Source organism: Cellulomonas massiliensis JC225 (assembly GCF_000312005.1).
GTDB lineage: Bacteria > Actinomycetota > Actinomycetes > Actinomycetales > Cellulomonadaceae > Cellulomonas > Cellulomonas massiliensis.
Genome location: NZ_HE978588.1, coordinates 307,483 through 332,366, shown reverse-complemented (window position 1 = coordinate 332,366; position 24,884 = coordinate 307,483). Strand labels below are relative to the sequence as shown.

Annotated in this window: 23 protein-coding genes and 1 tRNA gene; 10 read left to right on the top strand and 14 right to left on the bottom strand. The window is 76.1% G+C overall.

The features are described 5' to 3' along the window. The first annotated feature begins 7 nt into the window (after positions 1–7). The gene (locus HGCM_RS01520; RefSeq protein WP_147572563.1) at positions 8–460 is read left to right on the top strand and encodes a hypothetical protein; all 453 of its coding nucleotides are present in this window, start codon (positions 8–10) and stop codon (positions 458–460) included. A gap of 3 nt (positions 461–463) precedes the next feature. Here the strand turns inward: HGCM_RS01520 and HGCM_RS01515 are convergent, their stop codons facing one another. After that, positions 464–844 carry an ArsR/SmtB family transcription factor gene (locus HGCM_RS01515; RefSeq protein ID WP_019135129.1) on the bottom strand — a complete coding sequence of 127 codons (381 nt, stop codon included), beginning with the start codon at positions 842–844 and terminating at the stop codon, positions 464–466. Between the two features lie 103 nt (positions 845–947). Here HGCM_RS01515 and arsM point away from each other — a divergent pair, with 103 nt between their 5' ends. After that, entirely contained in the window at positions 948–1,691 is a 744-nt protein-coding gene (arsM, locus tag HGCM_RS01510; protein ID WP_019135128.1) for an arsenite methyltransferase, read from the top strand. Positions 1,692–1,724: 33 nt separating this feature from the next. Here the strand turns inward: arsM and HGCM_RS01505 are convergent, their stop codons facing one another. The 6 genes from HGCM_RS01505 to HGCM_RS01480 all read right to left on the bottom strand — a co-directional run bounded on the left by HGCM_RS01505 (position 1,725) and on the right by HGCM_RS01480 (position 7,452). Beyond that, positions 1,725–2,141: an arsenate reductase ArsC gene (locus tag HGCM_RS01505; protein ID WP_019135127.1), complete on the bottom strand. Its 417-nt coding sequence runs from the start codon at positions 2,139–2,141 to the stop codon at positions 1,725–1,727. Between the two features lie 60 nt (positions 2,142–2,201). Further along, on the bottom strand, positions 2,202–2,978 hold the full coding sequence (locus HGCM_RS01500; protein ID WP_019135126.1) for an MBL fold metallo-hydrolase: 777 nt from the start codon (positions 2,976–2,978) through the stop codon (positions 2,202–2,204). Further along, positions 2,963–3,790, bottom strand: a complete 828-nt coding sequence (locus HGCM_RS01495; protein ID WP_019135125.1) for an alpha/beta hydrolase — start codon at positions 3,788–3,790, stop codon at positions 2,963–2,965. The genes HGCM_RS01500 and HGCM_RS01495 overlap by 16 nt, the downstream gene beginning before the upstream one ends. Before the next feature lie 20 nt (positions 3,791–3,810). Further along, complete coding sequence (locus HGCM_RS01490; protein WP_019135124.1) at positions 3,811–4,635, bottom strand: alpha/beta fold hydrolase; 825 nt, start codon at positions 4,633–4,635, stop codon at positions 3,811–3,813. A gap of 107 nt (positions 4,636–4,742) precedes the next feature. Continuing rightward, a complete protein-coding gene (locus HGCM_RS01485) occupies positions 4,743–5,681 on the bottom strand; it encodes a helix-turn-helix domain-containing protein (protein ID WP_019135123.1) in 939 nt (312 codons plus the stop codon). Between the two features lie 91 nt (positions 5,682–5,772). Beyond that, on the bottom strand, positions 5,773–7,452 hold the full coding sequence (locus tag HGCM_RS01480) for a sensor histidine kinase (protein WP_019135122.1): 1,680 nt from the start codon (positions 7,450–7,452) through the stop codon (positions 5,773–5,775). 136 nt (positions 7,453–7,588) lie between these two features. Here HGCM_RS01480 and HGCM_RS01475 point away from each other — a divergent pair, with 136 nt between their 5' ends. Continuing rightward, complete coding sequence (locus tag HGCM_RS01475; protein ID WP_019135121.1) at positions 7,589–8,521, top strand: fructosamine kinase family protein; 933 nt, start codon at positions 7,589–7,591, stop codon at positions 8,519–8,521. A gap of 91 nt (positions 8,522–8,612) precedes the next feature. Next, entirely contained in the window at positions 8,613–8,813 is a 201-nt protein-coding gene (locus HGCM_RS01470) for a hypothetical protein (RefSeq protein WP_019135120.1), read from the top strand. A 37-nt stretch (positions 8,814–8,850) separates the two neighbouring features. Here the strand turns inward: HGCM_RS01470 and HGCM_RS01465 are convergent, their stop codons facing one another. From HGCM_RS01465 to HGCM_RS18650, 3 genes are read right to left on the bottom strand one after another with little or no spacing between them, the layout of a single operon-like run. After that, complete coding sequence (locus HGCM_RS01465; protein ID WP_019135119.1) at positions 8,851–9,501, bottom strand: response regulator transcription factor; 651 nt, start codon at positions 9,499–9,501, stop codon at positions 8,851–8,853. Further along, complete coding sequence (locus tag HGCM_RS19200) at positions 9,492–11,144, bottom strand: sensor histidine kinase (protein ID WP_147572561.1); 1,653 nt, start codon at positions 11,142–11,144, stop codon at positions 9,492–9,494. The genes HGCM_RS01465 and HGCM_RS19200 overlap by 10 nt, the downstream gene beginning before the upstream one ends. Next, positions 11,141–12,622: a sensor histidine kinase gene (locus HGCM_RS18650; RefSeq protein ID WP_019135117.1), complete on the bottom strand. Its 1,482-nt coding sequence runs from the start codon at positions 12,620–12,622 to the stop codon at positions 11,141–11,143. The genes HGCM_RS19200 and HGCM_RS18650 overlap by 4 nt, the downstream gene beginning before the upstream one ends. A 164-nt stretch (positions 12,623–12,786) precedes the next feature. On the opposite strand from HGCM_RS18650, the gene HGCM_RS01450 reads away from it, so the two are divergent. From HGCM_RS01450 to HGCM_RS01440, 3 genes are all read left to right on the top strand, one after another. After that, positions 12,787–14,244, top strand: coding sequence for a type 2 periplasmic-binding domain-containing protein (locus HGCM_RS01450; protein WP_019135116.1), 1,458 nt, complete (start codon positions 12,787–12,789; stop codon positions 14,242–14,244). A 240-nt stretch (positions 14,245–14,484) separates the two neighbouring features. Further along, positions 14,485–14,560 (top strand) — tRNA-Lys (locus tag HGCM_RS01445). Positions 14,561–14,594: 34 nt separating this feature from the next. Further along, positions 14,595–15,197, top strand: coding sequence for a hypothetical protein (locus tag HGCM_RS01440; protein ID WP_019135115.1), 603 nt, complete (start codon positions 14,595–14,597; stop codon positions 15,195–15,197). Here the strand turns inward: HGCM_RS01440 and HGCM_RS16375 are convergent. The 4 genes from HGCM_RS16375 to HGCM_RS01420 are packed head-to-tail and all read right to left on the bottom strand — an operon-like array spanning position 15,191 to position 18,741. Next, on the bottom strand, positions 15,191–15,718 hold the full coding sequence (locus HGCM_RS16375; protein ID WP_019135114.1) for a GNAT family N-acetyltransferase: 528 nt from the start codon (positions 15,716–15,718) through the stop codon (positions 15,191–15,193). The genes HGCM_RS01440 and HGCM_RS16375 overlap by 7 nt on opposite strands. 28 nt (positions 15,719–15,746) lie before the next feature. Beyond that, positions 15,747–16,523 carry a trans-aconitate 2-methyltransferase gene (locus HGCM_RS01430; protein ID WP_019135113.1) on the bottom strand — a complete coding sequence of 259 codons (777 nt, stop codon included), beginning with the start codon at positions 16,521–16,523 and terminating at the stop codon, positions 15,747–15,749. Between the two features lie 48 nt (positions 16,524–16,571). Next, the gene (locus tag HGCM_RS01425) at positions 16,572–17,405 is read right to left on the bottom strand and encodes an HAD family hydrolase (protein ID WP_019135112.1); all 834 of its coding nucleotides are present in this window, start codon (positions 17,403–17,405) and stop codon (positions 16,572–16,574) included. Between the two features lie 10 nt (positions 17,406–17,415). Beyond that, a complete protein-coding gene (locus HGCM_RS01420; RefSeq protein WP_019135111.1) occupies positions 17,416–18,741 on the bottom strand; it encodes an MFS transporter in 1,326 nt (441 codons plus the stop codon). Between the two features lie 177 nt (positions 18,742–18,918). Between HGCM_RS01420 and HGCM_RS19570 the strand changes: the two genes are divergently transcribed. The 3 genes from HGCM_RS19570 to HGCM_RS19565 form a co-directional block, all read left to right on the top strand. After that, positions 18,919–19,503: a hypothetical protein gene (locus HGCM_RS19570; RefSeq protein WP_019135110.1), complete on the top strand. Its 585-nt coding sequence runs from the start codon at positions 18,919–18,921 to the stop codon at positions 19,501–19,503. Beyond that, positions 19,500–20,273: a signal peptidase I gene (locus HGCM_RS01410; protein WP_019135109.1), complete on the top strand. Its 774-nt coding sequence runs from the start codon at positions 19,500–19,502 to the stop codon at positions 20,271–20,273. The genes HGCM_RS19570 and HGCM_RS01410 overlap by 4 nt, the downstream gene beginning before the upstream one ends. Before the next feature lie 358 nt (positions 20,274–20,631). Next, on the top strand, positions 20,632–24,884 hold a 4,253-nt coding region (locus tag HGCM_RS19565; protein WP_081596424.1), incomplete at its 3' end, for a PDDEXK-like endonuclease domain-containing protein.

Below are 24,884 nucleotides of genomic sequence, written 5' to 3'. Positions count from 1 at the left end.
GCGCGTGATGCCCCGCGAGGCCGTCGCCGCGACCGTGCGCCGGCTGTGGGAGGCCGGCGACCGTCACGGCCGGCCGCCCGAGCCCACGCCGGAGGTCGACCCGTGGGACGAGGGCGACCCGTACCCCGAGCCGTCCGCGACCGCCGCCGTCGTGGTCTTCGCCGGCGCGCCGTCCATCACCGTGCGGCTCGCGGTCGCGGGCCCGGACGTGGTGCTCGTCGAGGACGTCGTCGACTTCGAGGTCCCACGGGCGGACACCGTGGCGCTCGTCGAGGCGCTCCTCGGCGGCCGGGCGCGCCTCACGACGAACGGGCGTCGCGTCGCCCGCTGGGTCGCCGCGCTGTTCGCGGGCGCGCTCGCGACGGTCCGGGTGCCGGTCGAGGGCGGCCGGGCCTACACGGCGCCGGTGCCGACGTTCGCGTGGAGCTCGTGGGTCGGGTCGCTGCCGATCGACCCCTGACGGTCAGGCCGCCGGGTCCGCGACCCGCAGGTGCGCCTGCAGGTGCCCCGTCACGGCGTCGAGCGCGCCGGGCACGATCGTGAAGTACGCCCAGACCCCGCGCTTCTCCCGCGTGACGAGACCCGCCTCCGTGAGCTGCTTGAGGTGGTGCGACACCGTCGGCTGGCTCAGCCCGACGGGTTCGGTGAGGTCGCAGACGCACGCCTCGCCGCCCTCGTGCGCCGCGATGAGCGACAGGAGCCGCAGGCGCGTGGGGTCGGCGAGGGCCTTGAGCGTGCGGGCGAGCTGCTGCGCGTCGTCCTCGCTGATCGCCGGTGCGGTCCGGGGCGTGCAGCACGCGGCGGCGGGGGTCGCGTCCACGACGGGGAGCAGGTCGAGGGCCATGCGCCCATGATGCGTCAGAGATTCATCGTTGTCGATATTGACGAACATCGATGGAGCGGTCCACGATGCTGACATTGATCAGAATCGATGAATCGAGGAGCCGATGTCCGAGATCCGTGAGCAGGTCCGACAGCGGTACGCCCTGGCGGCGATCCAGGTGAGCGGTGACGCCGGCTGCTGTGGCGGCAGCTGCGGGGCGACCAGCGCCGCCGACACGTTCGGCGCAGCGCTGTACGACGCGAGCGACCTGGTGGACGTGCCGCTCGAGGCGCAGCTCGTCTCGCTCGGGTGCGGCAACCCGCTCGCCGTGGCGGACCTCCGCGAGGGCGAGCGCGTGCTCGACCTCGGGTCGGGCGGCGGCATCGACGTGCTGCTGTCGGCCAAGCGGGTGGGCCCGACGGGCTTCGCGCACGGCGTCGACATGACCGACGAGATGCTCGACCTGGCGCGCGCCAACGCGGCGAAGGCGGGGGCGACGAACGTCGCGTTCCACCGCGGGACGATCGAGGACCTGCCCCTCGGCGACGCGAGCGTCGACGTCGTCATCTCGAACTGCGTCGTGAACCTCTCCACCGACAAGCCGGCCGTCCTGGCCGAGGTCTTCCGCGTGCTCGTGCCGGGCGGCCGCGTCGGCATCTCCGACGTCGTCGCGGAGGACCACCTGACGCCCGACGAGCGCGCCGAGCGCGGCTCCTACGTCGGCTGCATCGCCGGCGCGCTGTCGCGGCAGGAGTACCTCGACGGCCTCGCCTCCGCCGGGTTCGTCGACACCGACGTCGTCTTCACCCACCCGGTCGCGGACGGCATGCACGCCGCGGTCGTCCGCGCGCGCAAGCCCGAGGCCTGAGCACCCGGCGGGCCGCGTCGAGCGGCGTCCCGGTCAGGCCTCGGCCACCGGGACGCCGAGCTCGTCGAGCAGGGCCACGACGCGCGCGCGGATCTCGTCGCGGATCGGCCGGACGGCCTCGATGCCCTGCCCCGCCGGGTCGTCGAGCACCCAGTCCTCGTACCGCTTGCCGGGGTAGAAGGGGCAGGCGTCGCCGCAGCCCATGGTGACGACGACGTCGGAGGCCTGGACCGCCTCGGCGGTGAGGACCTTCGGCTGCTCGGCGGCGATGTCGACGCCGACCTCGGCCATGGCCGCGACGGCGACGGGGTTGACCTGCTCGGCGGGCATCGACCCCGCCGAGCGGACGTCCACGGCGCCGCCCGAGAGAGCGGTGAGGAAGCCGGCGGCCATCTGCGAGCGGCCGGCGTTGTGCACGCAGACGAACAGGACGCGGGGGCGGTCGGGCACGGGAGCTCCTCGGGTGGGTCGGCCGAGCCATCCTGACGCACGTCCGCGCCGCACGGGTACTCACGCGCCCGGCGGTCCGACCTCCGTGGGCTGCCCGGGGACGAGCCACGTGAGGTCCCGCAGCACGGCGCGCGCCTCGTCCTCGGGCTCCGCGAAGTGCGACCACCCCTCGTCGTGCACGGGGACGGCCACCCGCGGACGGGCGTCGTCGAGCAGCCGCACCGCGTCGGTGCTCGTCATCGAGTACCGCAGCGGCCCGGTCCGGGGGAACCGCACGCCGCCCAGGTGCAGCAGCAGCACGTCGACCTGCATGCGGCGGGCGGCGCGGCGCAGCCGCCGGTGCAGCACCGTGTCGCCCGTCATCCAGACCGACACCCCCGACGAGTGGCCGAGGCTGAGCGCGAAGCCCACGACCGGGCCCACGAGCGGCCGGCTCCCCGGCGGCCCGTGACGGCACGGCGTCGCCCGGACGGTGAGCGGCGGCCGTCCGGGCGCGTCGAGGGCCAGGAGGTCGCCCGTCCGCAGCCCGACGGCGTTCGCGGCGGCGAGCCGTCGCGCCCCCGCGGCCGTCGTCACGACCGTGCCGGCGGCCGCCAGCAGCTCGCGCCCCCGGTCGTCGAGGTTGTCGGCGTGGTGGTCGTGGCTCAGCAGCACCACGTCGAGCGGCCCGACGTCCTCGGCGGCCAGCGCCGGGCCCCTCGTCTTGGTCGACGAGGTTCCCAGCCCGAACCCGTAGCGCCGGCCCGGCGGGTCGAAGGTCGGGTCGGTGAGGACCCGCCACCCGTCGAGCTCGACGAGGACGGTCGGCCCGCCGACGTGGGTCAGACGACAGCCCACGGCCGGTCGGTGCGCGCGTGCTCGAGGGCCCAGTCGAGCGCCAGGTCCGCGACCGCCTCCCACCCCGGGGCGCCGCAGGTCCAGTGGTCGCGGCCCTCGAGCTCCCGGTACTCGGTGAGCGCCGGGGAGTGCTCGTAGTGCTTGGCGTTCGAGCGGTTCACCGACGGCGGCATGATGTGGTCCTTCTCGCCCGCGACGAACAGCAGCGGCGCGCGGTCCGCCCGGTAGTCGACCCACGTGTCCTGGTGGCCGGGCTTGAGGTTCGCGAACAGCCCGTACTCGAAGACCCAGTAGCCGGGCGCGGGGATCGCGTACCGCTCCCACACCTGCAGCGACTCCTCCTCGGTGAGGGTGTTGGTGAAGGCGTAGTGGAACTCCTCCGGCGTGAAGCCGACCGCGCGGTGCCGGTTGGCCGGGTTGTGCAGCGCGGCGAACAGCGAGCGCGCCTGCGACAGCGGCGTGACGTGGACGCCCTCGGTGGGGGCGGAGTCGACGACGACGCCGGCGGAGCCGAGCCCGCGGGCGAGCAGGAGCTGCGTGAGGGTGCCGCCGAAGGAGTGGCCGATGATGATCGGCGGCGCCGCGACGGACTCGACGACCGACGCGAGGTGGTCGACCGTCTCCTGCACGGTGAGCCGCGCGATCACGTCGGGGTTCTCCCGCAGCGCCTCGACCTCGATCTCGAAGCCGGGGTAGGCCGGGGCGAGCACGGTGTAGCCCTGCGCCTCGTAGTGCGCCACCCAGCCCTCCCAGCTGCGGGGCGTCATCCACAGGCCGTGGACCAGGACGATCGTGTCGGGTCGCTCGGACATGGTGGTCCTCTCCTGTGCGGTCAGGCGTCGATGAAGGCGAGCAGGTCGGCGTGCAGCCGGTCACGCTCGGTGTCGGGCAGCGCGTGCGCGCCGCCCTCGTAGACGTGCAGGACGGCGTCCTCGACCAGCTCGGCGGAGCGCTTCCCCCCGACGTCGAAGGGCACGATCTGGTCGTCGTCGCCGTGGATGACGAGCGTGGGGACGTCGACCTTCTCCAGGTCGGGCCGGAAGTCGGTGGCCGAGAACGCGGCGATGCACTCGTAGGCCGCGCGGTGGCCGCACGCCATGCTCTGCAGCCAGAACGCGTCGCGGAAGCCCTGCGCGACGTCGCCGCGGCGGTTGTGGCCGAAGAACGGCCCGTCGGCGAGGTCGCGGTAGAGCTGTGACCGGTTCGCCCGCTCGCCCGCGCGGATGCCGTCGAACACCTCGACCGGCAGCCCGTCGGGGTTGTCGTCCGTGCGGAGCATGAGCGGGGGCACGGCGCTGACGAGCACGAGCCGGGCGACGCGCGCGGTGCCGTGCCGCCCGACGTAGTGGACGATCTCACCGCCGCCGGTCGAGTGACCGACGAGGGTGACGTCGTGCAGGTCGAGCTCCTCGAGGAGGGTGGCCAGGTCGTCGGCGTAGGTGTCCATCTCGTTGCCGTGCCACGTCCGGCTGGAGCGGCCGTGCCCGCGCCGGTCGTGGGCGATGGCGCGGTGGCCGTGCTCGGCCAGGAAGAGGGCCGCCGCCTCCCAGGCGTCGGAGTTGAGCGGCCACCCGTGGCTGAGGACGACGGGCGAGCCGTCGGTCCCGAGGTCCTGGTAGAAGATCTGCGCGCCGTCGGCGGCGGTGACGTAGGGCATGTGCGGTCCTCCTGCTCGTGGTGGTCCGTGCCGTGCGCCCACCGTCGCAGGCGCTCGTCGTGCGACTTCTCCCTCCGTGCACGGGTGCTTGCCTGTGCGTGCCCGGCTCAGCGCTGCGCGCGCTGCCACTCCCGGGGCGTCACGCCGTACCGGTCGCGGAAGCGCCGGCTGAAGTGGGCGGGCGTCGCGAACGCCCACCGGTGCGCGACCGCCGTGATGCTGCGCTCGCGCCCCGCCGCCGACGCCAGCTCCCGCCGGGCGCCCTCGAGGCGCTCGTCGATGATCCACTGCTCCAGGTGCACGCCGGCGCCCGCCGTGACCCGGTAGAGCAGCCGCACGGAGATGTGGTGCGCCGCGGCGATCGTCTGCGGGCTGAGCTCCGGGTCACGCAGGTGCGCGCGGACGAACGCCTGGATCCGCGGCAGCAGCGCGTCGTGCAGCGCGTCGCGGGCGCGGCCGGCGTCCCCCGCCGCCGAGCTGAGGACGGCGCGCGTCAGGGCCACGGTCGCCGCGCCGAGCTCCGCCGCGGCGTCGTCGGCGGCGAGCGCCGCGGCCGACGCGGCCAGCATCCCCAGGTGGCTCGCGTACACCGGCTGCAGCGGGGTGGAGCCGAGGGCGGGGCGGGCCAGGCGGATCGTCGCCGGCGGGAGCCTCAGCGCGTCGACGTCGACCTTGAGGCACCAGCCGTCCCGGCTGCTGTGGTTCCACGTCTTGTGCGGGTGGTTGAGCTCGATCATGTCGACGGCGCCCGCGCGCTGGTCGATCCGGTGCCCGAACTGCTCGCGCGACGCCTGCGCCCGCGAGCCCAGCATCATCGCGACCACCGGCGCGCAGTCGTCGCGCTCGCGGCTGACCTCGATGAACAGGGGCGACCGGTGCAGGTGGACGAGCTGGACGGGCCCGAGCCCGTACACCTGCGTCGACATGAACGCGCGCGGCGGGTCGTGCAGAACAACCTTCGAGGCCAGCGCGATCTCGCGCAGGTGCGTGACGATGGCGTCGGCCCGGTCGCGGACCGGCAGCGTGCTCGTGTCCAGTGCCTGCATCCGAGCTCCCCAGACTCGTGACGGCGCTGCTCCGCATGCTGGTGCACGAGCGAGGGCGCGGGCAAGGGTGCGGCGTGGGCGGTGCGGCCCGTCAGTCCAGCGGGGCCGCCCAGCGCAGCAGCGCGCCCCGACCCGACGGCGGCAGCAGGAGCGCGAACGACCCGCCGACCTCCTCGGCGCGCTGCGCGAGGTTCCGCGTGCCCGACGAGCGCGTAGGAGCGGCGGGGACGCCCACGCCGTCGTCCTCCACCTCGACGACGACCCGACCGTCCGGACCGGAGGTGACCAGCACGCGCACGGACACCTGGCGCGAGCGGGCGTGCCGGGCGACGTTCGAGAGCCCTTCCCGGACGACGGCCACCACGGTGTTCGCCCGGCCCGGCGCCACGAGCGCGTCGAGCGCCTCCTGCCGGTCGCGGCCGCCGTCGCCCAGGTCCACCGGTGCGCCGTCGAGGTCGACATCCAGCGTCGGCGCGAAGCCGAGCGACGCCTGCGCGAGCTCGACCTCGGAGACGACGCGCTGCACGAGGGGGACCGTCGCGCCCGGGTCGTCGAGCGTGCGGACGATGACCCGGATCTGGCGGATGCCGGAGTCGACGTGCGTCACGACCTGGTCCAGCACGCGCGCGACCCGCTCCGAGACCTCCTCGGACGGGTCGGACCGCAACGACTCGACCTGCAGGCCGGCGGCGAACAGCTGCTGGATCGCGAGGTCGTGCAGGTCCCGGGCGATCCGGGTGCGCTCGCCGCGCAGCGCCTCGTGCCCTCGCAGCCGCTGGGCCTCGGCGAGGACGAACGCGAGCGCGGCCTGCCGGGCGAACGACTCCGCGAGCGTGAGGTCCTGCTCCGTGAACGCCTCCGCACCGGCCCGGCGCAGCAGCACGAGCACCCCGAGACCCTCGCCGTGCGCGTGCAGCGGCGCGAGCAGCGCCGGCCCGAACCCCGCCAGCGCGGGCTGCGCGTTCGCGGAGACGTCCACGACGAGCAGCCCCGCGTCGGGGTCGTCGAACGCGCGGCGCACGCGCGGCTCGTCCGACACGTCGAGGCCGAGCAGCTCCCGCCCGCCGTCGGTGACGATCTCGACGATGAGCTCGCTCGCGGCGTTGCCCGGCAGGACGAGGGCCGCGACGTCCGCCTCGCCGCTGTCGGCGGCCGCCTGGGCGACCGCCTCCAGCACGTCCTCGGCGTCGGCGCCCTCCAGGAGCATCGTCGAGATCCGCTGCGCCGCCGAGAGCCAGCGCTGGCGGCGCAGCTCCTGCGCGTACAGCTGCGCGTTCTCGACCGCGACGGCGACGGCCGCCGCGAGCGAGAGGGTGACCTCCTCGTCGGCGTCGTCGAAGCCGCCGGGCTTCTCCGACAGGTAGAGGGTGCCGTAGCGCTCGCCGTGAACCCGCACCGCGGCGCCGAGGAAGGACCCCATCGGCGGGTGCCCGGGCGGCAGGCCGCGGAAGGCCGGGTGCTGGGTCAGGTCCTCGAGGCGCAGCACGCCGTGGTCCGGGATCTGCCCGAGCACGCCCCACGCGTGCGGCGGGTGCCCGAGCGCCGCCACCGTGCCCTCGTCGACACCGCTCTGCACGAACGTGAGCGACGCCCCGTCCTCGTCGACGATGTTGATGGCCCCGTACCGGGCTCCCGTCAGGCTGGTGCTGGCGTGCACGAAGCGCTCCAGCAGGCTCGGCAGGTCGAGGTCGCCGGCCATCTCCAGGATCGCGGCCAGGAGCTGGGACGTCGCGCCGCCCGGCCGCCCACCCATCTGCGCATCGACGCCCACGGGACCCTCCTCACCACGTCCGGCCTGCAACCTACCGAATCCGGGACCAAGGTCCCGACCGCGCCGGGCGCGGCTGTGCTCGCGCCCGAGAGTGTCCCGTCAGCGGTCGTCGACGAGGTGGTGGCAGGCTGCCCGCATGGGATCGAGCTCAGGCGCCACGGGCACGGTGAGCGGCGCGGACGAGGCCGCGGGCCCGATGTCCACGATGCTGGACCGCCTGCGCGCGGTCGGCCTCGGTGACGTCCGGTCGATCGAGCCCGCGACGGGCGGTCTCGCGGCGGACGCGGCGCTCGCGCGGCGGGCCGACGGCTCGCTGCTGTTCGTCAAGGCGTTCGTCGACGAGGAGGTCGGGGACGCGTTCGAGGCGGAGGCCGCAGGGCTGCGGGCGCTGCGCGAGCTCGGCGGCGTCGCGACCCCCGACGTGCTGTACGCGGACCGCGACCTGCTGGTGCTGTCGGTGCTGGAGCCGCGGCCCGCCGAGGCGGCGTTCTGGGCGGAGCTCGCGCACGCCGTCGCGGGGCTGCACCTCGGGACGTCGCACGACCGGTTCGGCTGGCACCGGGACAACTGGCTCGGCCGCCGCCGTCAGGTCAACGACTGGGAGGACGACGGCTTCACGTTCTTCGCCCGGCACCGCCTGCTGCGCTGGCTCGGCGAGCCGCGCGTCGACGCCGCGCTGTCCCCGGAGGACCGCGCCGCGCTCGAGCGCCTGTGCGACCGCCTCCCCGAGCTGCTGCCGCAGCGGCCGGCGTGCCTCACGCACGGCGACCTCTGGATGGCGAACGTCATGGCCACCCCGGACGGCCGCCCGGCCCTGATCGACCCCGCGGTCTCGTACACGTGGGCGGAGGTCGACCTCGCGCACCTGTGGACCACCGTGCCACCGCCCGAGGCGGAGGCGTTCTTCGGCCTGTACGCGGACCTGACCGGACTCGACGAGGGCTGGCGCGACCGCATGCCGATCCTGCAGCTGCGCCAGCACCTGGCCGTGATCGCCCAGTTCGACGACGACTGGGGTGCTGCGCAGGTCGTCCACGAGACGCTGGCGCCGTTCCGCGCGCGGGGCTGAGCCGGCCGGCGAGGGCGCACGGCATCGTCCTCGGCGGGCGGCCCATCGGCGTCCCCTTGGCGCCGTCCCACCGACCTGCGACCGTGGGGTCGTGCAGTCGCCGGCCGGGATGGTCCTCCTCGCTGCGGTCGCCGTGGTCACCGTGTTCTCCGCCTGGTCGCTGCTGAGCGGGCACGCGTCGCACCCCACCGACCCGACGTCACGCGCGTTCTACCGCCGCTGGCGGTGGGTGGTCGTCCCCGCAGCCGTCGCCGGGCTCGTCGCCGGAGCGGTCGTCCTGCTCGGCAGCTGACGCGTGGCGGCACGACGGGGTGCGGCTCGCGCTCCGGTCAGCCCGTCGCCCGCAGGTAGGTCAGCACGGCGAGCACCCGCCGATGGGTCCCGACGGACTCCCCGAGCCCGAGCTTCGCGAAGATCGCGGCCGTGTGCGCCTCGACCGTCCGGTCGCCGATGTGCAGCCGCTGCGCGACCGCCTGGTTCGAGAGCCCTTCGGCGACCGCCGCGAGCACCTCGAGCTCCCGGGTCGTGAGCTGTCCGAGCGAGCCGCCCTGCCGACCGCGACCGAGCAGCCGCGAGACGATCGTCGGGTCCACGACGGTCTCGCCCTCGACGATCCGGCGCAACGCGTCGACGACGACCGCGATGTCGACCACCCGGTCCTTGAGCAGGTACCCGACCCGCCCCGGCGCCGTCTCGAGCAGCCGGTGCGCGTACACCGTCTCGAGGTACTGCGACAGGACGAGGACCCCGACGCCGGGCCTGGCACGACGGAGCGCCGCCGCCGCGACGAGCCCCTCGTCGGTGAACGTCGGGGGCATGCGGATGTCGAGCACGACGACGTCCGGCTCCAACCGGTCCACCGCCGCGAGCAGCCCGTCGGCCGACGCGGCCTCGCCCACGACGTCGACGTCGTGCCGTCGCAGCGCGGCGACCAGTCCTTCGCGCAGCAGCAGCATGTCGTCGACCACGATCACGCGCACGGGACCTCCAGGACACCGGCCGATCGCGGCCCGCGGACCGACCGCTCCCAGCGACCGCGCACCGCGCCGACCCGGTCAGCCAGGTCCTCGTCCTCGTCGGTCGACCAGGCGTCCTGCTCGACGACGACGCGCAGGACTCCCGCGCCCCCCGGCCCGACCCGCACCGCGGCGCTCCGGGCGCCGCACCGCGCGGCATCGCCGAGCTGCGTCGCGACGACCCGGTGGACCGCGCGCTGCACGTCCGACGGCACTGAGGGGAGCGGGCCGTCGACGTGCACGGCGCACGGCAGCTCCGCGGCCTCGGCACACGATCGCAGGGCCTCGACGAGCCCCATCTGCGCGAGCATCGGCGGCACCGCACCGTGGCTGAGCCGACGCACCTCGTGCAGCGCCTCCGCGCTGGACCGGACCGCGCCGGCCCGGAGCGCGGCGTCGTGAGCGCTCACCCCCTCGTGCGGCGGCGGCGCCAGCACCATGCCCAGCAGGAGGAGGCGTTGCTGAGCGCCGTCGTGCAGGTCGCGCTCGAGCGACGTACGGGCCGTGTCGGACCGACGCACGATCTCCTGCCGCGCGAGCACGAGCCGCTCGTACCGCTCGGCTTCGTCCCGGCGGCGTGCGGCGTTCGCGACGATCGCGACGACGAGCGGGTTGAGCGCGCGGGCGACCCGTGCGGCGGCCGCGGGGTCGTGGACGACGAGAGCCACGGGGAGGCCCGCACGCGTCACGGCGGTGGACGCGCGCTCGGGAGGGACGACGGCGGCCGGGCCGAGCACCTCCAGCGACGGGTCGCGAGTCGCCTTGCGCAGTCGCCCGGCGACGTCGACGGGTCCCGAGCCGGCGAGCTCACCCGCGACGCGCGACAGGACGCGCCGCTGTCGTACCAGACCCCACCAGGCCACGACCTCGGGGAGCAGCACGAGCGTGAGGGCCGCGAGCTGGACGCCGAGCGCGACGCCCAGCACCGTCCCGTCCGGGCTCAGCACGGGTACCCGCAGGCCCATGACGGCCCACACGGCGCCGACCGTGGCGACCGCGATCGCCGCCGGCCGTTCGGCGACCCGCCGGAACCGCAGCGCGCCCCACGCCAGAGCCGCGATCGCGAGCACCAGCTGCGCGGAGGCGACCGCGACGGGCGCGTGCCCCACGGCCAGGTCGTTGGCGGCGCACGTCACGGCGCAGGCGAGCTCCCGGAACGGGTCGACCAGGAGCACCGTCGACACGGCCACGAGCAGCCCCGCCGCGCACGCCACGGCGTCCCAGGGCGCCGCACCGTCCCGCCGAGGCCTGCGGTCGCGCACCGCCTGCAGCACGACGAGCGGTACGACGAGCGCGCTCGCGGCGGGTCCGGCCACGCGCACCCATCCCGGCGCGGGCATCGTCACGACCATCGCGGCCGTGAGCACCGCGAGCGCCCACCCGTTCAGCGGCTGAGGGCGCGCCTCGCCCCGCGCCGAGACGGCGGCCGTCAGGCCGACGAGGGCCGCACACGCGAGCGCTGCGCCGGCGAACACGACGAGCGCGGCCGAGGGCGCGGGCGCGGACCGGGACCAGAGGACCACCACCAGCGCGGTCACTCCGGCGGCCAGCAGCCCTGCGACCGCACCGCGACGCGCGGCCCGCGCCTCCCCATGAGGCGTGCTCATCGCGGGACCCGCGCGACGACGGTCGTCCCGTGCGCATCCGAGGAGACGGTCAGCGTGCCGTCCACGGCCTCGACACGGGTGCGCAGCCCGGTCAGCCCGCCCGAGGGCAGCTCGACGGCCCCGCCCCGGCCGTCGTCGTGCACCCGCAGCTCCACGGCGGCGGGATCGCCGTCGAGCCGTACCTCGACCCGCTCGGCCCGGGAGTGCTTCGTGGCGTTCGCGACCGCCTCCGCGGCGACGAACACGAGCGCTCGGGCTCGGTCGGCGCGGAGCGTGCCGGTGCCGCCGGCGAGTGTCAGGCGCGCGGGGACGGTCGACGTCGCGGCCACCGACGCGAGCGCTGCATCGAGGTCGGCGTCGCGACGCCGACCCTGCGCCACCTCGGCCAGCTCGGTCTCGATCTCTTCGAGCAGCGCCTCGGCCCGGGGTACCGGCTCGTCGAGGGCCGCGAGGGCAGCGCGGATCTCCTCCAGGCGCGGCCCCACGCGCTGCTCGACCGCGCAGGCGAGCTCGTGCGCGGCGCGCTCCTCGGCGGCGACGAGCCGATCGTGCGATGCCTGGACCTCGCGCGTCGCCGCCGCGACGCGCTCGGTGAGGTCCTCCTCGTCGACCACGACGCGCACCACCGCCTCGACGTCGCGTCGCAGCGGGCGGTCGTCCAGCAGCCCTCGCCGGTGGAGCAGCACCGCCTCCCCGCGCGGGCCGAGGTCGAGTCGGCTCGCCGCTGCACCGGCGGTCGGGCCCACGGCCTCGCGGGGCTCGACCCCGGGGAGTCGGAGCCGGAGGTCGTCGTCCCCGAGCACCGCGGCGAGCGCCCGCTCGAGCGAGGCCGGGCCCTCGATCTCCACCGTCCGGAGTGCCCGGTCGGCGACCCGTCGCGCCCCCAGCCGCGCGAGCGCCACGCCGACGGCGGATGCTGCGATCCCCACGTCGTAGGGCGCGAGCCGCCATGCGAGCTGCTCGGTCGGGAGGTCGCGCAGCGCCGTGGCCGCGAGCACCCACACCGCCGTCCCGGCGACCACGAGCGTCCACGCCACGCGTGCCCGCCGCGCTCGCGCCCGGACGAGCGCGCGCCCCGCGACGGCGGCCGCCGCCGCACCGACCACCAGCACGAGCCACGTCGTCGCCCACGGCCGCACCGCCGACACGTAGCCGGCGACGACGAGCCCGGCGGTCCCGAGCCGGCGCACGCTCGACCACGCGCCGCCACCCACACCACCTGCGACGCCGGGCCCGGCCCTGACCGCCGTCGCGACGACGGCGTGCAGCAGGAGGCCGCGGTGCAGGAACAGCAGGCCGGCCGCGACCTCGCTCACGAGCACCGGCTCCGACGTCACGGCGAACCCGAGGAACCAGCTCCCGGCGGCGCCCACGAGCAACCAGCCCACCGGGTCGCGCGGGCGCGCGCGCAGCGTCCCGGCGCCTGCCGCCAGGAGGACCGCGCCGGTGACGATGTCAGCCGCCTGCGAGCCGACCACGGACCCATCGTGGCACCGTGTCCTTTCGCCGCGGGTCCGTGCCAGCCCGGACGCCGGGCCCGGGCCTGCCCCGTGGACGACTCCGCGACACCCACCTGGGCACGGCCCCGTGCCCGCCGGGACTCTCGATCCATCAGCAGCGAAGGACGAGGATCGGAGTCGCCATGTCACGCCATCTGGGAGCCGCCGCCGTCGCCGTGCTCGGCGTGCTCGCCGTCGCTGCGGGGTGCACGCAGGACGTCGGCGCCTCGGACCGGTCCGGTGGTGATCACGAGGTCGTGCTCCACCTCGCGACGGCGGAGGAGCCGGACCGACCGGGCACCGCGATCGTCGACCGGTTCGTCGCCGCCGTCGAGGCGTCGGGCGCACCCGTGAGGATCGAGGTGACCCCGAGCATCGGTGGTGACGAGCCGGCCTGGGACCAGAGCGCCATCGACGCTCTCTCCGACGGCTACGAGCTCGCTCTCGTGCCGGCCCGCGCCTGGCGCAGCCGCGACGTCGCGAGCCTCGACGCGCTCCAGCTGCCGACGCTCGTCGAGTCGGACGAGCAGGCCGACGCCGTCGCTCAGGACGACGCGCTCGTCGCGCAGCTCCTCGACGGCCTCTCCGCCGCGGGCGCGACCGGGCTCGGGCTCTACCCGGAGAGCCTGCGGGGCGTCGCGGTCCTCGACGCCGACGAGCCGCTGACCGACTCGACGCTCGACGGCCTCCGCGTCCGCGCCCCGATGGCGCCGACCGTGTGGGCGACTCTCGAGGCGCTCGGGGGGACGCCCGTCGACCTGACGACCTTCGATCCCGGACCCGGGGCCGACCAGGTCCAGGCTGTCGAGAGCCAGCTCTCGCTCGTCCCCGGCCTGCCCGGAGCGCCGTGGGGATTCACCGCCGACCTGCCGCTGTACTACAAGTTCCAGGTGCTCGCCGCGTCGTCGGACGCCTGGTCCCGGCTGGATGCTCCCGTCCGAGACGCGCTCACCGCGGCGGCCGCGACGGCGCTCGAGGCCACGCTCGCCGAGCGGCCCCACGCGGCGGAGTTCGTCGACGACGCCTGCGACGCGGGCGTGCACGTGCTGGCGGCCGGCGCCGACGGCGCCGCCGTGCGGGACACGTTCGCGAGCCTCGTCGCCGCCGCCGAGCTCGACGGTGCCACCGCGGAGCTCGTCGCGGCCGTCCGCGCGGCGGCGGGCCGGTCCGAGGCGACACCCGCCACCTGCGGCGACGCGCAGCAGGCCGCCTGGGAGGACGTCCCGGCACGACCGGGCGGAATCCCGGACGGCACGTACCGGGTGACGGTCGACGCCGACGTCCTGCGGGCCGGCGGCTGGCCGGAGCACGACATCGCCCACAACGTCGGGACGTACACGTTCGTCCTCGACGGCGGCAGGTACACGTGGGCGCAGCACGCCGACGGCGAGGTCCCCGGGCCGACGCACGGGGGCGCGACATACGCCGTCGACGGCGACCGGGTGCGCTGGGCGTGGGGCCCGGAGCTGGGCGGCTTCGTCACCGAGACGACGTGGGAGCTCCAGGACGACGGGTCGCTGGTCTTCGCGCCCGACCCGGGCGTCCCCGGCAACGGGGGGCACTCGCACATCCAGCTCGCGCCGCTCGTGCGGATCGGCTGACGCTCGTCGACGTCGGTGAGGCCCTTGACGGCCCGCCGGCTACGGGTGGTGGGCCGCAGGCGTGCACCGGTGGTGCCCGCGGTGGCGGGGTGTGGCACGGCCGAGTCGCGCCCGGCGCTCCGAGCCGAGGCGCGCGTCGTTGCCGTAGCCTCGACACCGCGATCGGGTCGCCGGGCAGGGAACGAACGACACGGGAGCCGGTGCCCCGGCGTTCTTCCCCCGGGGTGGTCCCCATCCACCGGGCCTCTAGCTCAACTGGCAGAGCAGCGGACTTTTAATCCGCGGGTTGTGGGTTCGATCCCCACGGGGCCCACCAGGCGGGACCGCCGCCACGCGGCGAGACTGGCCCGGTGCTCGACCGCTACGACGGCCACATCCTCGGGCTCGCCACCTCGGACGGCCGGCGGGTGGTCGTCGGGCGCTGGCTGCGCTCGCCGTTCCCGCCGTTCGCGGACGTCATGACGGAGGACGCCGAGGGCTGGCGCACGCTGATCGCGCCGGCACGGGCGGTCGCCGACGAGGTCGCGGCGACGTACGTGTTCGACGAGGTGCTGATCCACCCGGTCCGGGTCACGTGCGACGCGGCGACGCGCACCTGGCACGTCGACGCAGGTCCCCTGCAGCTCGGCGTCACGATCGGCGGGCCCACGCCGCTCGGGCGCCTGCTCGCCGCGCTGCCGCGCCCGATCAGCTCGTCCAGGACGTTCGCGACGCTCGCCGACCCGGTGGCCCGCGTCGTGCTGCCCGGCGTCCGCACGCGCGGCTCGGCCGGCGGCGGCCGGCGCGAGTGGTACGGCGCTCGCGGCCAGCACCGGGTCGTCGACGCCCACGTCACCTGGGAGGACCGCCCGTGCGGCGACCTCCTCGACGAGGTGCTACCGCTCCACGTCGGCTTCTCGTCGGTCCCGGGCCGGCCGTCGGTCACGGCGGTCCGGACGACGATCGGTCACTGAGTCCGCCGGAACCTCGTCATCGGCTCGCCCTCGGGGGTGACCAGGTCGTGCGCGACGGGGACGAACCCCAGCCGCTCGAGCAGCCGGGCGGACGCGTCGTTGCCGTCGACGACGATCGCGTCGACGACCCGGACGCCGAACCGGGCCGTGACGGCGTCGAGCAGCGCGGTGACGGCCTCGGTGGCGAGCCCCTGGCCCTGGCGGTCGGTGCGGATCACGTACCCGACCTCGGCGTGCCCCTCCTCCTCGCGCTTGACGAGCACCTCGCCGATGGCGGTCCCGGTCGCGCGCTCCTCGACGGCCAGCGTGATCCACTCGCCGGGGGCTGCGGCGCGCGTGCCGTCGAGCTTCCTGGCCAGCGCCTCGCGGGTCTGCTCACGGTCGCGCACCGGCCACGGGATGTACCGCGTGATCGCCGGGTCGCCGTGGAAGACGACGAGGTCGTCGAGGTCGTCCTCCCGGTGCGCGCGCAGCAGCAGCCGCTCGGTTTCCACGGGCAGGTCCAGCTCCCAGGTGCTCACCGGGGCACGGTAGCGAGCGCCTCCGACGTCACGGCACGCGCGCGACGACGAACACGCGCCGGTACCCGAGCACCACGCCGGCGGGCCCGACCGGGTAGGCGGCGCGCAGCGCCGCGCGGTACTCGTCCCCGAACCGGGCCCGCAGGTCGTCGGGGAGCGCCTGCAGCACCGGACGCGCGCCCGTGCCGGAGATCCACGTGAAGACGGGGTCCGGGTCGGCCGGGTCGAGCACGTGCAGGTACGTCGTCTCCCACGCGTCGACGGTGCAGCCGAGGCGGGCGAGCGCGTCGAGGTACACGGCCGGGTCGTGGCTCGACGGCCGTGCGACGCCCTCGAGGTGCGCCGCGTACGGCGGACGGGCGGCCAGCCCGTGCAGCAGCACGTGGCTCGGCTCGCCGAAGTTGCCCGGCACCTGGAACGCGCACCACCCGCCCGGCGCGACGTGCGCCACGAGCGACGGCAGCAGCGCGAGGTGGTCGGGCACCCACTGGAGGGTCGCGTTCGAGACGAGGACGTCGACCGGCTCGTCGGGCGCCCACGCCCGCAGGTCCGCGACGTCGAACCGGAGCCGAGGGCCGGAGCGCTCGCCCGCCCGCCCGACCATCTCCGGGCTGGAGTCGAGCCCGAGGACGTCGGCCGACGGCCACCGCTCGGCCAGCAGCGCGGTGAGGTTCCCCGGCCCGCAGCCGAGGTCGACGACGCGCCGCGGCTCCTCGGCACCGACCCGCGCCAGCAGGTCCATGAACGGCCGCGCGCGCTCGTCGGCGAACGCGAGGTAGCGGTCGGGGTCCCAGGTGTGCGCCATGCCGCTCCGATCTCTCGATATCAAGATACCGCGGCCGAGCGGAGCGTGTCAGTGCGTGGCGAGCCAGGCGGCGAGGACCTGCTGGACGCCGTGGTCGGCGTTGGAGGGGACGACGAAGCGCGCCGCGGCCCGCACGTCGGGGTGCGCGTTCGCCACGGCGAACGACCAGTCTGCGTCCGCGAGGAGCTCCAGGTCGTTGTGGTAGTCGCCGAACGCAGCGGTCTGCGCGCGCGTCACGCCGAGCACCTCCTGCACCCGGCGCAGGGCGGCGCCCTTGTTCGTCGTCGGGTGCATGGCGTCCACCCAGTGCTCGCCGGAGACCACGACCGCGAGGTCCGGCAGCACCTCCTCCAGCGCGGGGGCCGTGCGCTCCGCGACGGGCCCGAAGTCGAAGACGGCGAGCTTGAGCCACTCGTCGTCGGCCGCCAGGAGGTCGTCGAGGACCTTCAGCCGCGCGTAGTACCGCCGGCACTCGTCGAGGAACGGGTCGTCGGACCGCTCGACGTACGCCGACGCCTTCCCGCAGGCCACGAGCCCGACGTCCCGCCCGCCGGCGACGAGGTCGCGCACGAGCCGCGTCGTCGCGACGACGGCGTCGCGGGGGATCGTCGTGGAGGCGACCTCGGCGCCGGCGCGCACGACGTACGCGCCGTTCTCCGCGACGAACACCATCGGCTCGCCGTGCTCGCCGAACAGGCGCGCGAGGGTCGCGTACTGCCGCCCGCTGGCCGGGGCGACGACGACGCCCCGCGCGGCGAGGCCGTCGAGCAGCGCCCACGTCTGCTCCGGGACGCGGTGGTCGGGGTCGAGCAGCGTGCCGTCCATGTCGACGGCGACGAGCCGCAGGTCGTCGGGGAGCACGGGCAGCTGCTGGGGGTCCACCGCCGTCACGCTAGCCCTCCGCACGGGGGCGTCGGTCGCGCGCCCGTGCGACGAGGGCCGTGCGGAGCGGGGTCACGACGACGCCGGCCGCCGCGAGCTCGGCCCGCGCGCGGCGGCGCTGGACGAGCACGCCGGTCACCCCGACCACCCACGGGACGAGCACGACGCTGAACGCCAGCCGGTACGCGTCCAGGGAGTAGCGGGTGGTGCCGGGCGGGGAGACGAGCTGCAGCACGAGCCCGACGGCGAGCACGCTCGCGATCGTCGAGACGAACCCGCCGATGTTGACGAACCCGCTGGCCGTCCCGAGCCGGTCGGGCGGCGAGAACGTCCGCGCGAAGTCCATGCCGACGAGCGACACCGGGCCGCCGGCGCCGAGCACGACGACGAACAGCACGAGCTGCCACATCGGCCGGGGCGTGTCGAACGCCAGCACGCTCGCCCAGGCCAGCAGCGTCGCGCACGCCGACCCGAGCACGATGGACGACCGCCGCAGCGGGTGCCGGGCCGTCAGGTGCCCGATCACCGGCCCGGCGCTCATCGCGGTCAGCGTCAGCGCGGTCAGCAGCAGGCTCGCCTGCGCCGGCGTGAGCCCCTGCGCCGTGACGAAGAACGGCACGCCCCACAGCATCGCGATGAGGTTGGCCGAGAACGGCGTCACGAAGTGGCTCCAGAACCCCAGCCGCGTGCCGTGCGGCGCGGTGGCGCGGCGCACGTCCTCCCAGAACGGCTCGCGCGCCGTGGGGGCCGGCCGGCGCGGCGCCGAGACGAAGACGAACGCGACCACGGCGGTCACCGCGCCGACCGCGGCGAGGGTCCCGAACGTCGCCGTCCAGCCGCGGCTGTGCAGGAGCCACGCGACGGGGATCGCCGAGGCGAGCTGCCCGCTCTGGCCGATGAGCCCGGTCACCTGCACCATCACCGGGACCCGCCGGGCGGGGAACCACTCGGCGACGAGCCGGCACGCGCCGATGAAGATCGGGGCGTCCCCGGCACCGATGAGGACGCGCGCGAGCAGCGCGACCGGCACGTCGTGCGCCAGCGCGAGCGTGAGCTGGCCGGTGGCCATGACGGCCGCGCCGGCGGTCAGCATCGCGCGGGGGCCGAGGCGGTCGATGAGCTGGCCGGCGGGGATCTGCATCGCCGCGTACGCGGTCAGCTGGACGACCGAGAACAGCGCCAGCCCGGTGGCCTGCATCCCGAACCGGTCCAGCGCCTCGACGCCCGCGACGCCGAGCGCCGTGCGGTGCGTGACGCCGACGAAGTAGACGACGACCGTCGCGGTCCACACCACCCACGCGGTGCGCGTGCTGCGGGTGGGGGAGGGGGTGCTCATCGCGTCCATTGTCGCGCTCGCCGCGGGGTGCGCCGTCCGGGCGGCGGCGCCGGGTACGGTCGGTGGGGTCGGCCGGGTGCACGAACTCGGGCAAAGTCCCTCAGGTCGAGCACCGGACGTGCCGATGCGGAGGCAGGCACGGCTGCAGGCCCGTGCGGCCAGGAGGAGGACCACGCCATGAACACCGCCGTCCGCCGGTACGGCCCGGCAGCCGCGATCACCGCGGGCATGCTCGGGGCCGCGCTGCTCGTCGCGCACGCGTCGAGCGCCGCGTTCACCGCCCAGACCTCCACCGCGCCGAACACGTTCACGGCCGCGACGGTCGAGATCACCAACGACCAGGAGGACCAGGTCGCGTTCTCGCCCGGCGCGATCCAGCCCGGAGTGCCGGGCCACGGCGACGTGACGGTGACGTACGACGGCACCGCGTCCGCCGACGTCCGCCTCTACACCTCGGACGAGAGCGGGTCCGCCGCGCTCGCGGACGCGCTGCAGGTGACGATCACGTCCGGGACCGCCGCCGACCCGACCACGACCACGGTCTTCGACGGCACGCTCGCCGAGCTCGGCGACCACGTCGGGTTCGCGGAGACCTCGTCCGGCGCCGGCGACGGCGGCCTCGGCGCGTGGGACGACGTCGCGCAGGGCGACGAGCTGACCTACCGCGTCACGTGGGAGCTCCCGGCCGACGCCGACAACGCCCTGCAGGGCGAGACCGCCGAGCTGGCGCTCGTGTGGGAGGCGCAGTCCCGGCTCCCGTGAGCGCGATCGCTCCGGCGCGCGCGCAGGCGCAGCCCGACGAGGCCGAGCGGGACGACCCGGTCGGCGGCTGGAGCTACGCCCGGCAGCTGGCCTGCCGTGCGGTGCTCGCCTTCCTCGCGACGCTGCTCCTCTGGCCGCTCGTCGGCGCCGCCCTCGGCTGGAACGACGCGGCGATCGCATCCGGCTCGATGGCGCCGCGGATCGCCGTCGGGGACGTCGTCGTCGGCTCGCCCATCCCCTTCGAGGACGTGCGCGCGGGGCAGGTCGTCACGGTCCCGATGCCCGGGCACGAGGGAGTCCAGCTCACGCACCGCGTGCACGAGGTGACGCCCGAGGGCCTGGTGACGAAGGGCGACGCGAACCGGGTCGTCGACTCGACTCGGGTCGTCGACGGCCCCGTCCACCTCGCACGCCTGCGGGTGCCCCTCGTCGGCTACCCCCTGCTGTGGGCGCGCAGCGGAGCGGTCCTGCCCCTCGGGCTCACGGTGGCCGCCGTGGCGCTGCTGGCCGTCGGCGCGGTGCGGCCCACGCAGCCCCCCACCCCCGCGGGCCGTGCGCTGCGCGCGCTCGCCGACCCGCGCGGCGACGAGCGCCCCGCGCGCGGTCCCTCCTGGTGGTCGACGCGGTCCGGACGCGCCCGCCGGGCCGGTGTCGGGGCCGCCGTCCTCGTCGGTCTGCTCGCCGTCGGGACCGTGCCGGCGCCCAGCCGGGCCGCGTTCGTCTCCACGACCGTGACCACGCTGACGTGGACCGTCGCACCCGCGTCCTGACCGGTTCGTGACCACCCGTCCGGGTTGCCCCCGGAGGCCCGGAAGAATCACCCGGACAACGGACCAGATCGGCGCCTCTGGACGTTTGACCAGCAGCCTGCTCGTGCCCCACACTCACTTCTGACGGTGCGCATCGCCTGCCCCCTGCGCGGTGCGCACCGTTCTTCATGCCCGGGCTCCTGAGCGGTCGAGGAGCGGCCGGCGCGGTCCCGACGGGACGGGTGCCCACCCGTCCCGTTCGTCGTTCCCGGGCCTGGCCGCCGTGGTCACGACGACGAGCACGGGCGAGATCCGCGCGATCTCGCGCCGCCCGGCGTGGCACGACGAGCCCGGCAGGCGCCGCGGTTACCGTCGCGTCGTGATCTTCCCCGCGCGCGCGACCGGCACGGGGCCCGTGGAGGCGCCCGGCACCGAGGCAGAGCCGACGACCCCCGACGCCGGCGACGAGGCCGCGGCCCCGGCCGGCGGCGCGGGCGTCGTGCTCGTCGAGCCGCCCTCGGCGGCCGAGCTCGTCGAGGGCGCCGTCGCCACGTGGCGCGCCGCTCTCGTCGAGGCCGCCGGCGGCTCGACCCTCGTCGACGTCGACCTGCTCGGCGACGCGGCGCTCGACCTGTCCGCCGCGCACCCCTCGGGGATGGCGCAGCTGTTCGCCGGCCGCGAGACGCGCCTGTCGAACCTCGTGCGCGAGGGCGCGGCCCTCTCGTCCGCCCGCCGCCGGGCCCGCGCCGTCGGCGCCCGGGCGCAGGTGTACGCCCAGCGCTACGGCATCGCGCCGACGTCCCTCGCCATCGGGGTCGCCACCTGGACCGAGAGCACCGGGCCCGCGTCGGGCCAGGACGACGTCGCGGCGCTCGCCAGCGTCACGCGCGCGTCGGCCGCGGCGCGTCCCTCCGAGGACGAGCCCGTCGCCCCGCGCACCGTGCGCGCGCCGGTGCTGCTGCGCCCCGTGACGCTGCGCGCCCGCGGCACGGGCGAGAGCGACTACGAGCTCGCCCTGGAGCCCTCGCTCGAGGTGAACCCCGTGCTGGCGCGGGCGCTGCGCTCGCGCGGCGCGCTGCTCGACCCCGCCGCCGTCGCGCGCGGCGCGTTCACGCCCGAGGGCTTCGACCCGCGTGCGGCGCTGCGCCGGCTCGCGTCGCTGGGCGAGGCCGTCCTCGACGACTTCGAGCTCACCGACCGGGTCATCGTCGGCTCGTTCGTCCACCCGGGCCAGGTGCTCGTCGACGACCTCGACAACCTCGCGGGCTCGCTCGAGCGGCACGAGGTCGTCGCCGCGCTCGCGGGCGTCGAGCAGGCGCGCGCGCGGCTCGCGGTGCCGCTGCCCGCCCCGGTGGCGGGCGACCGCGACCCCGACCAGGAGCGCGGCGTCGGCGACCTGTCGCCCGAGCAGCAGCACGTGCTCGACGTCGTCGCGACGGGCGCGCACGTGTTCGTCGACGCGCCCGCGGGTGCCGACGTGACGGGCACGCTGGCGGCGCTCGTCGCGGACGCGGCCGCGTCCGGGCGCACCGTGCTGTACGTGCCCGGCCACCGGCGGGCCGCGGCGTCCCTCGCCGAGCGTCTCACCGCCCTCGGCCTGGGCGACCTGGTGCTCGACGTCGCGCCCGAGGCCGGGTGGCGCAGCGCCGCGGCCCGCCGCCTGCTCGGCGCCATGACGCTCGAGGCGCCGGGCGTGGACACCGACCACCTGCACGCCCTGCGCACCGACCTCGTGCGCCACCGCGAGCGGCTGCGCTCGTACGTCGACGTGCTGCACCAGGTGCGCGAGCCCTGGAGGGCGTCGGCGTACGACGCGCTGCAGCAGCTCGCCCGGCTCACCTCCGCGCGCCCGACGCCGCGCACGACCGTGCGGCTCGGCGCCGACGAGGCACGTGCGCTCGACGCCGGGCGCCGCGCCGAGCTCGCGCAGGACCTGCAGCGCTACGGCGAGCTCGGCGGGTTCGAGCTGCGCCCGTCCGACACGCCCTGGTACGGGGCCGACCTGCGGACGCGCGCCGACGCGGACGTCGCGCTGCGCCGGCTCGAGCGGCTCGAGCAGTCGCTGCCCGCCCTGCGCGCGCGCATGGAGCAGGTCGTCGCGGACACCGGGCTCGTCGCCCCCGCCTCCGTCGAGGCGTGGGGCGAGCAGCTGGCGATGCTGGACGGTGTCCGGGGCGCGCTCGACGTGTTCCTGCCGATCGTCTTCGAGCGGACTGCCGCCGACCTCGTCGCCGCGACGGCCACCGCCGAGTGGCGCTCCGCGCGCGGCGTCGAGATGGGCTACTGGGTGCGTCGTCGCCTGCGCAAGCAGGCCAAGGACATGCTGCGCCCGGGCCGTCCCGTGGCCGACCTGCACGCGGCGCTGCTCGAGGTCCAGGCCCAGCGCGAGGTGTGGCAGGCGCACTGCCCGTCCGGCGGGTGGCCGCGGCTGCCGGACGGCCTGGAGGAGATCGAGGACGCGTACCGCGCCCTGCGGGTCGACGTCGACGCGCTCGACGAGGTGCTGGCGACGACGCCGGGCGGCGCGGGCCTGTCGCGCCTGCCGCTGGACGAGCTCGCCGAGCGGCTCGAGCGCCTCCGCTCCGACACCGACGCCCTCGAGCGGCTGCCCGAGCGCACCGGTCTGCTGCACCGCCTGCGCGGTGCGGGCCTCGGCCCCCTCGTCGACGACCTCGCCTCGCGCCGGGTCGACCCCGCCCTCGCCGGCGCGGAGCTCGACCTCGCGTGGTGGAGCACCGTCTTCGAGCAGATCCTCGTCGCCGAGCCGGCGATCGCCGCGTTCGACGGCGAGACGCTCGGCCGCATGTCCGGCGCGTACGCCGACCTCGACCGCGCGCACGTCGCCGGCCTCGCCGGCCCGGTGCTCGCGGCCGTCGCCGCCCACACCGCCACCGCCGTGCGGCAGTACCGCGAGCAGGCGGAGGAGCTGTTCGCCGTGCTCGTCGAGGAGCGGGTGACGTCGCTGCGCGACACGTTCGGCCGGTACTCCGAGGTGGCGCGCCGCCTGCGGCCGGTCGTCATGGCCAGCCCCATGCTCGTGCCGCAGGTGCTCCCCGCGACGCGCACCGTCGACCTCGTGGTGCTGGACTCCGCCGCCCACCTGCCGCTCGAGGTGGCCCTCGCCGCCGTCGCGCGCGGGCGGCAGGTCGTCGTCGTCGGGGACGCGCGGTGCGCCTCCGGCACGGCCGTCGGGTCCCTCGCCGAGGTGCTGCCCTCGGTGGCGGTGCCCGCCGAGTCCTCGCGCCGCGACCCCTGGCTGACGGCGTTCCTCGCCGGGCACGGGTACCAGGGCGTCCTGCGCCCCACGCCGCTGCCCGAGCACCGGCCGCTCGTGCGCCTCGACGTCGTCGACGGCACCGGCATGCCCGACCGCACCAGCGGGACCGTCGAGTCGACCGCCGCCGAGGTGGCGCACGTCCTCGAGCTCGTGCTGGAGCACGTCCTGTCCCGCCCGCACGAGTCGCTCGCCGTCGTCACGGTCACCGCGACGCACGCCGACGCCATCCGCGAGGCCGTCCTCTCCGAGGTGCGCACCAACCCCGCGCTGGCCGCGTTCTTCGACGTCGGCCGTGCCGAGCCGTTCGTCGTCACCGAGCTGGCCAACGCGTCCGGGCTGCGCCGCGAGGCCGTGATCCTCTCGCTGGGCCTCGGCCGCACGCCGCACCGGCGGGTGCTGCACACGTTCGGCGCCGTCAGCGCGCCGGGCGGAGACGCGCTGCTGCTCGACGCGCTCGGGTCCACGCGGCACCGGCTCACCGTCGTGTCCTGCTTCGGCGCCGACGACCTCGACCCGGAGCGCGTGCGCGGCGACGGCCCGCGCCTCCTGCGCGACCTGCTCGCCTTCGCCGCCGCGCGCGGCGACGACGCGGCGGAGGCGGAGCTCGTCCGGCTCGTCGTCCCGCCGCAGGCCGAGGGCTCGGAGCCGGCGGCCGCCGACGACGCGCCGGAGGGTGCCGCTGCGCCGGAGCCCGACGGCGGCCACGACCAGGACGACGACGAGCCGGACCGGCTGCTGCTCGACCTCGCGGAGCGCCTGTGGCGCATCGGGTTCGTCGTCGAGGTGCAGCACGGGCTGCCCGGCGGCATCCGGATCCCGATGGTCGTCGGGCACCCCGACGCGCCCGACCAGACGCTCGTCGCGGTGCTCACCGACGACGACCGCTACGTCGCCGAGCCCAGCGTCCGGGTGCGCGACCGGCTCGTCGCCGACCGCCTCGAGCGGCTCGGCTGGTCCGTCCTGCGCGTGTGGTCCGCCGCGGCCTTCCTCGACCCCCAGGCGGAGGTCGACCGCATCCGTCGAGCCGTGCACGCGCGGGTCCCCGCACCGGCCGCACCGCGCACCGGCCCGGTCGTGCTCGGCCTGCCGGCGGCGGTGGACGACGACGAGGCCGAGCCGCTGCCCGCGCCGGCGCCCGCCGCCGACGGCGGCGCCCCGGCCGCCGACGTCCACGCGAGCGTCGCGGTGGAGCTGGCGACGGACCCGGTCCGGCTGTCCGACGTCGCGGCGACCGGCCTCATCCAGGTCGTCGAGGCCCCGACCGGCTCGTTCGCGCCGGTGTGGCCCGCGCGGGGCGCGGACCCGGCGACCACGGACGAGCCCGCGACCCCGCCCGCGGCGGACGCCGTCCCGAG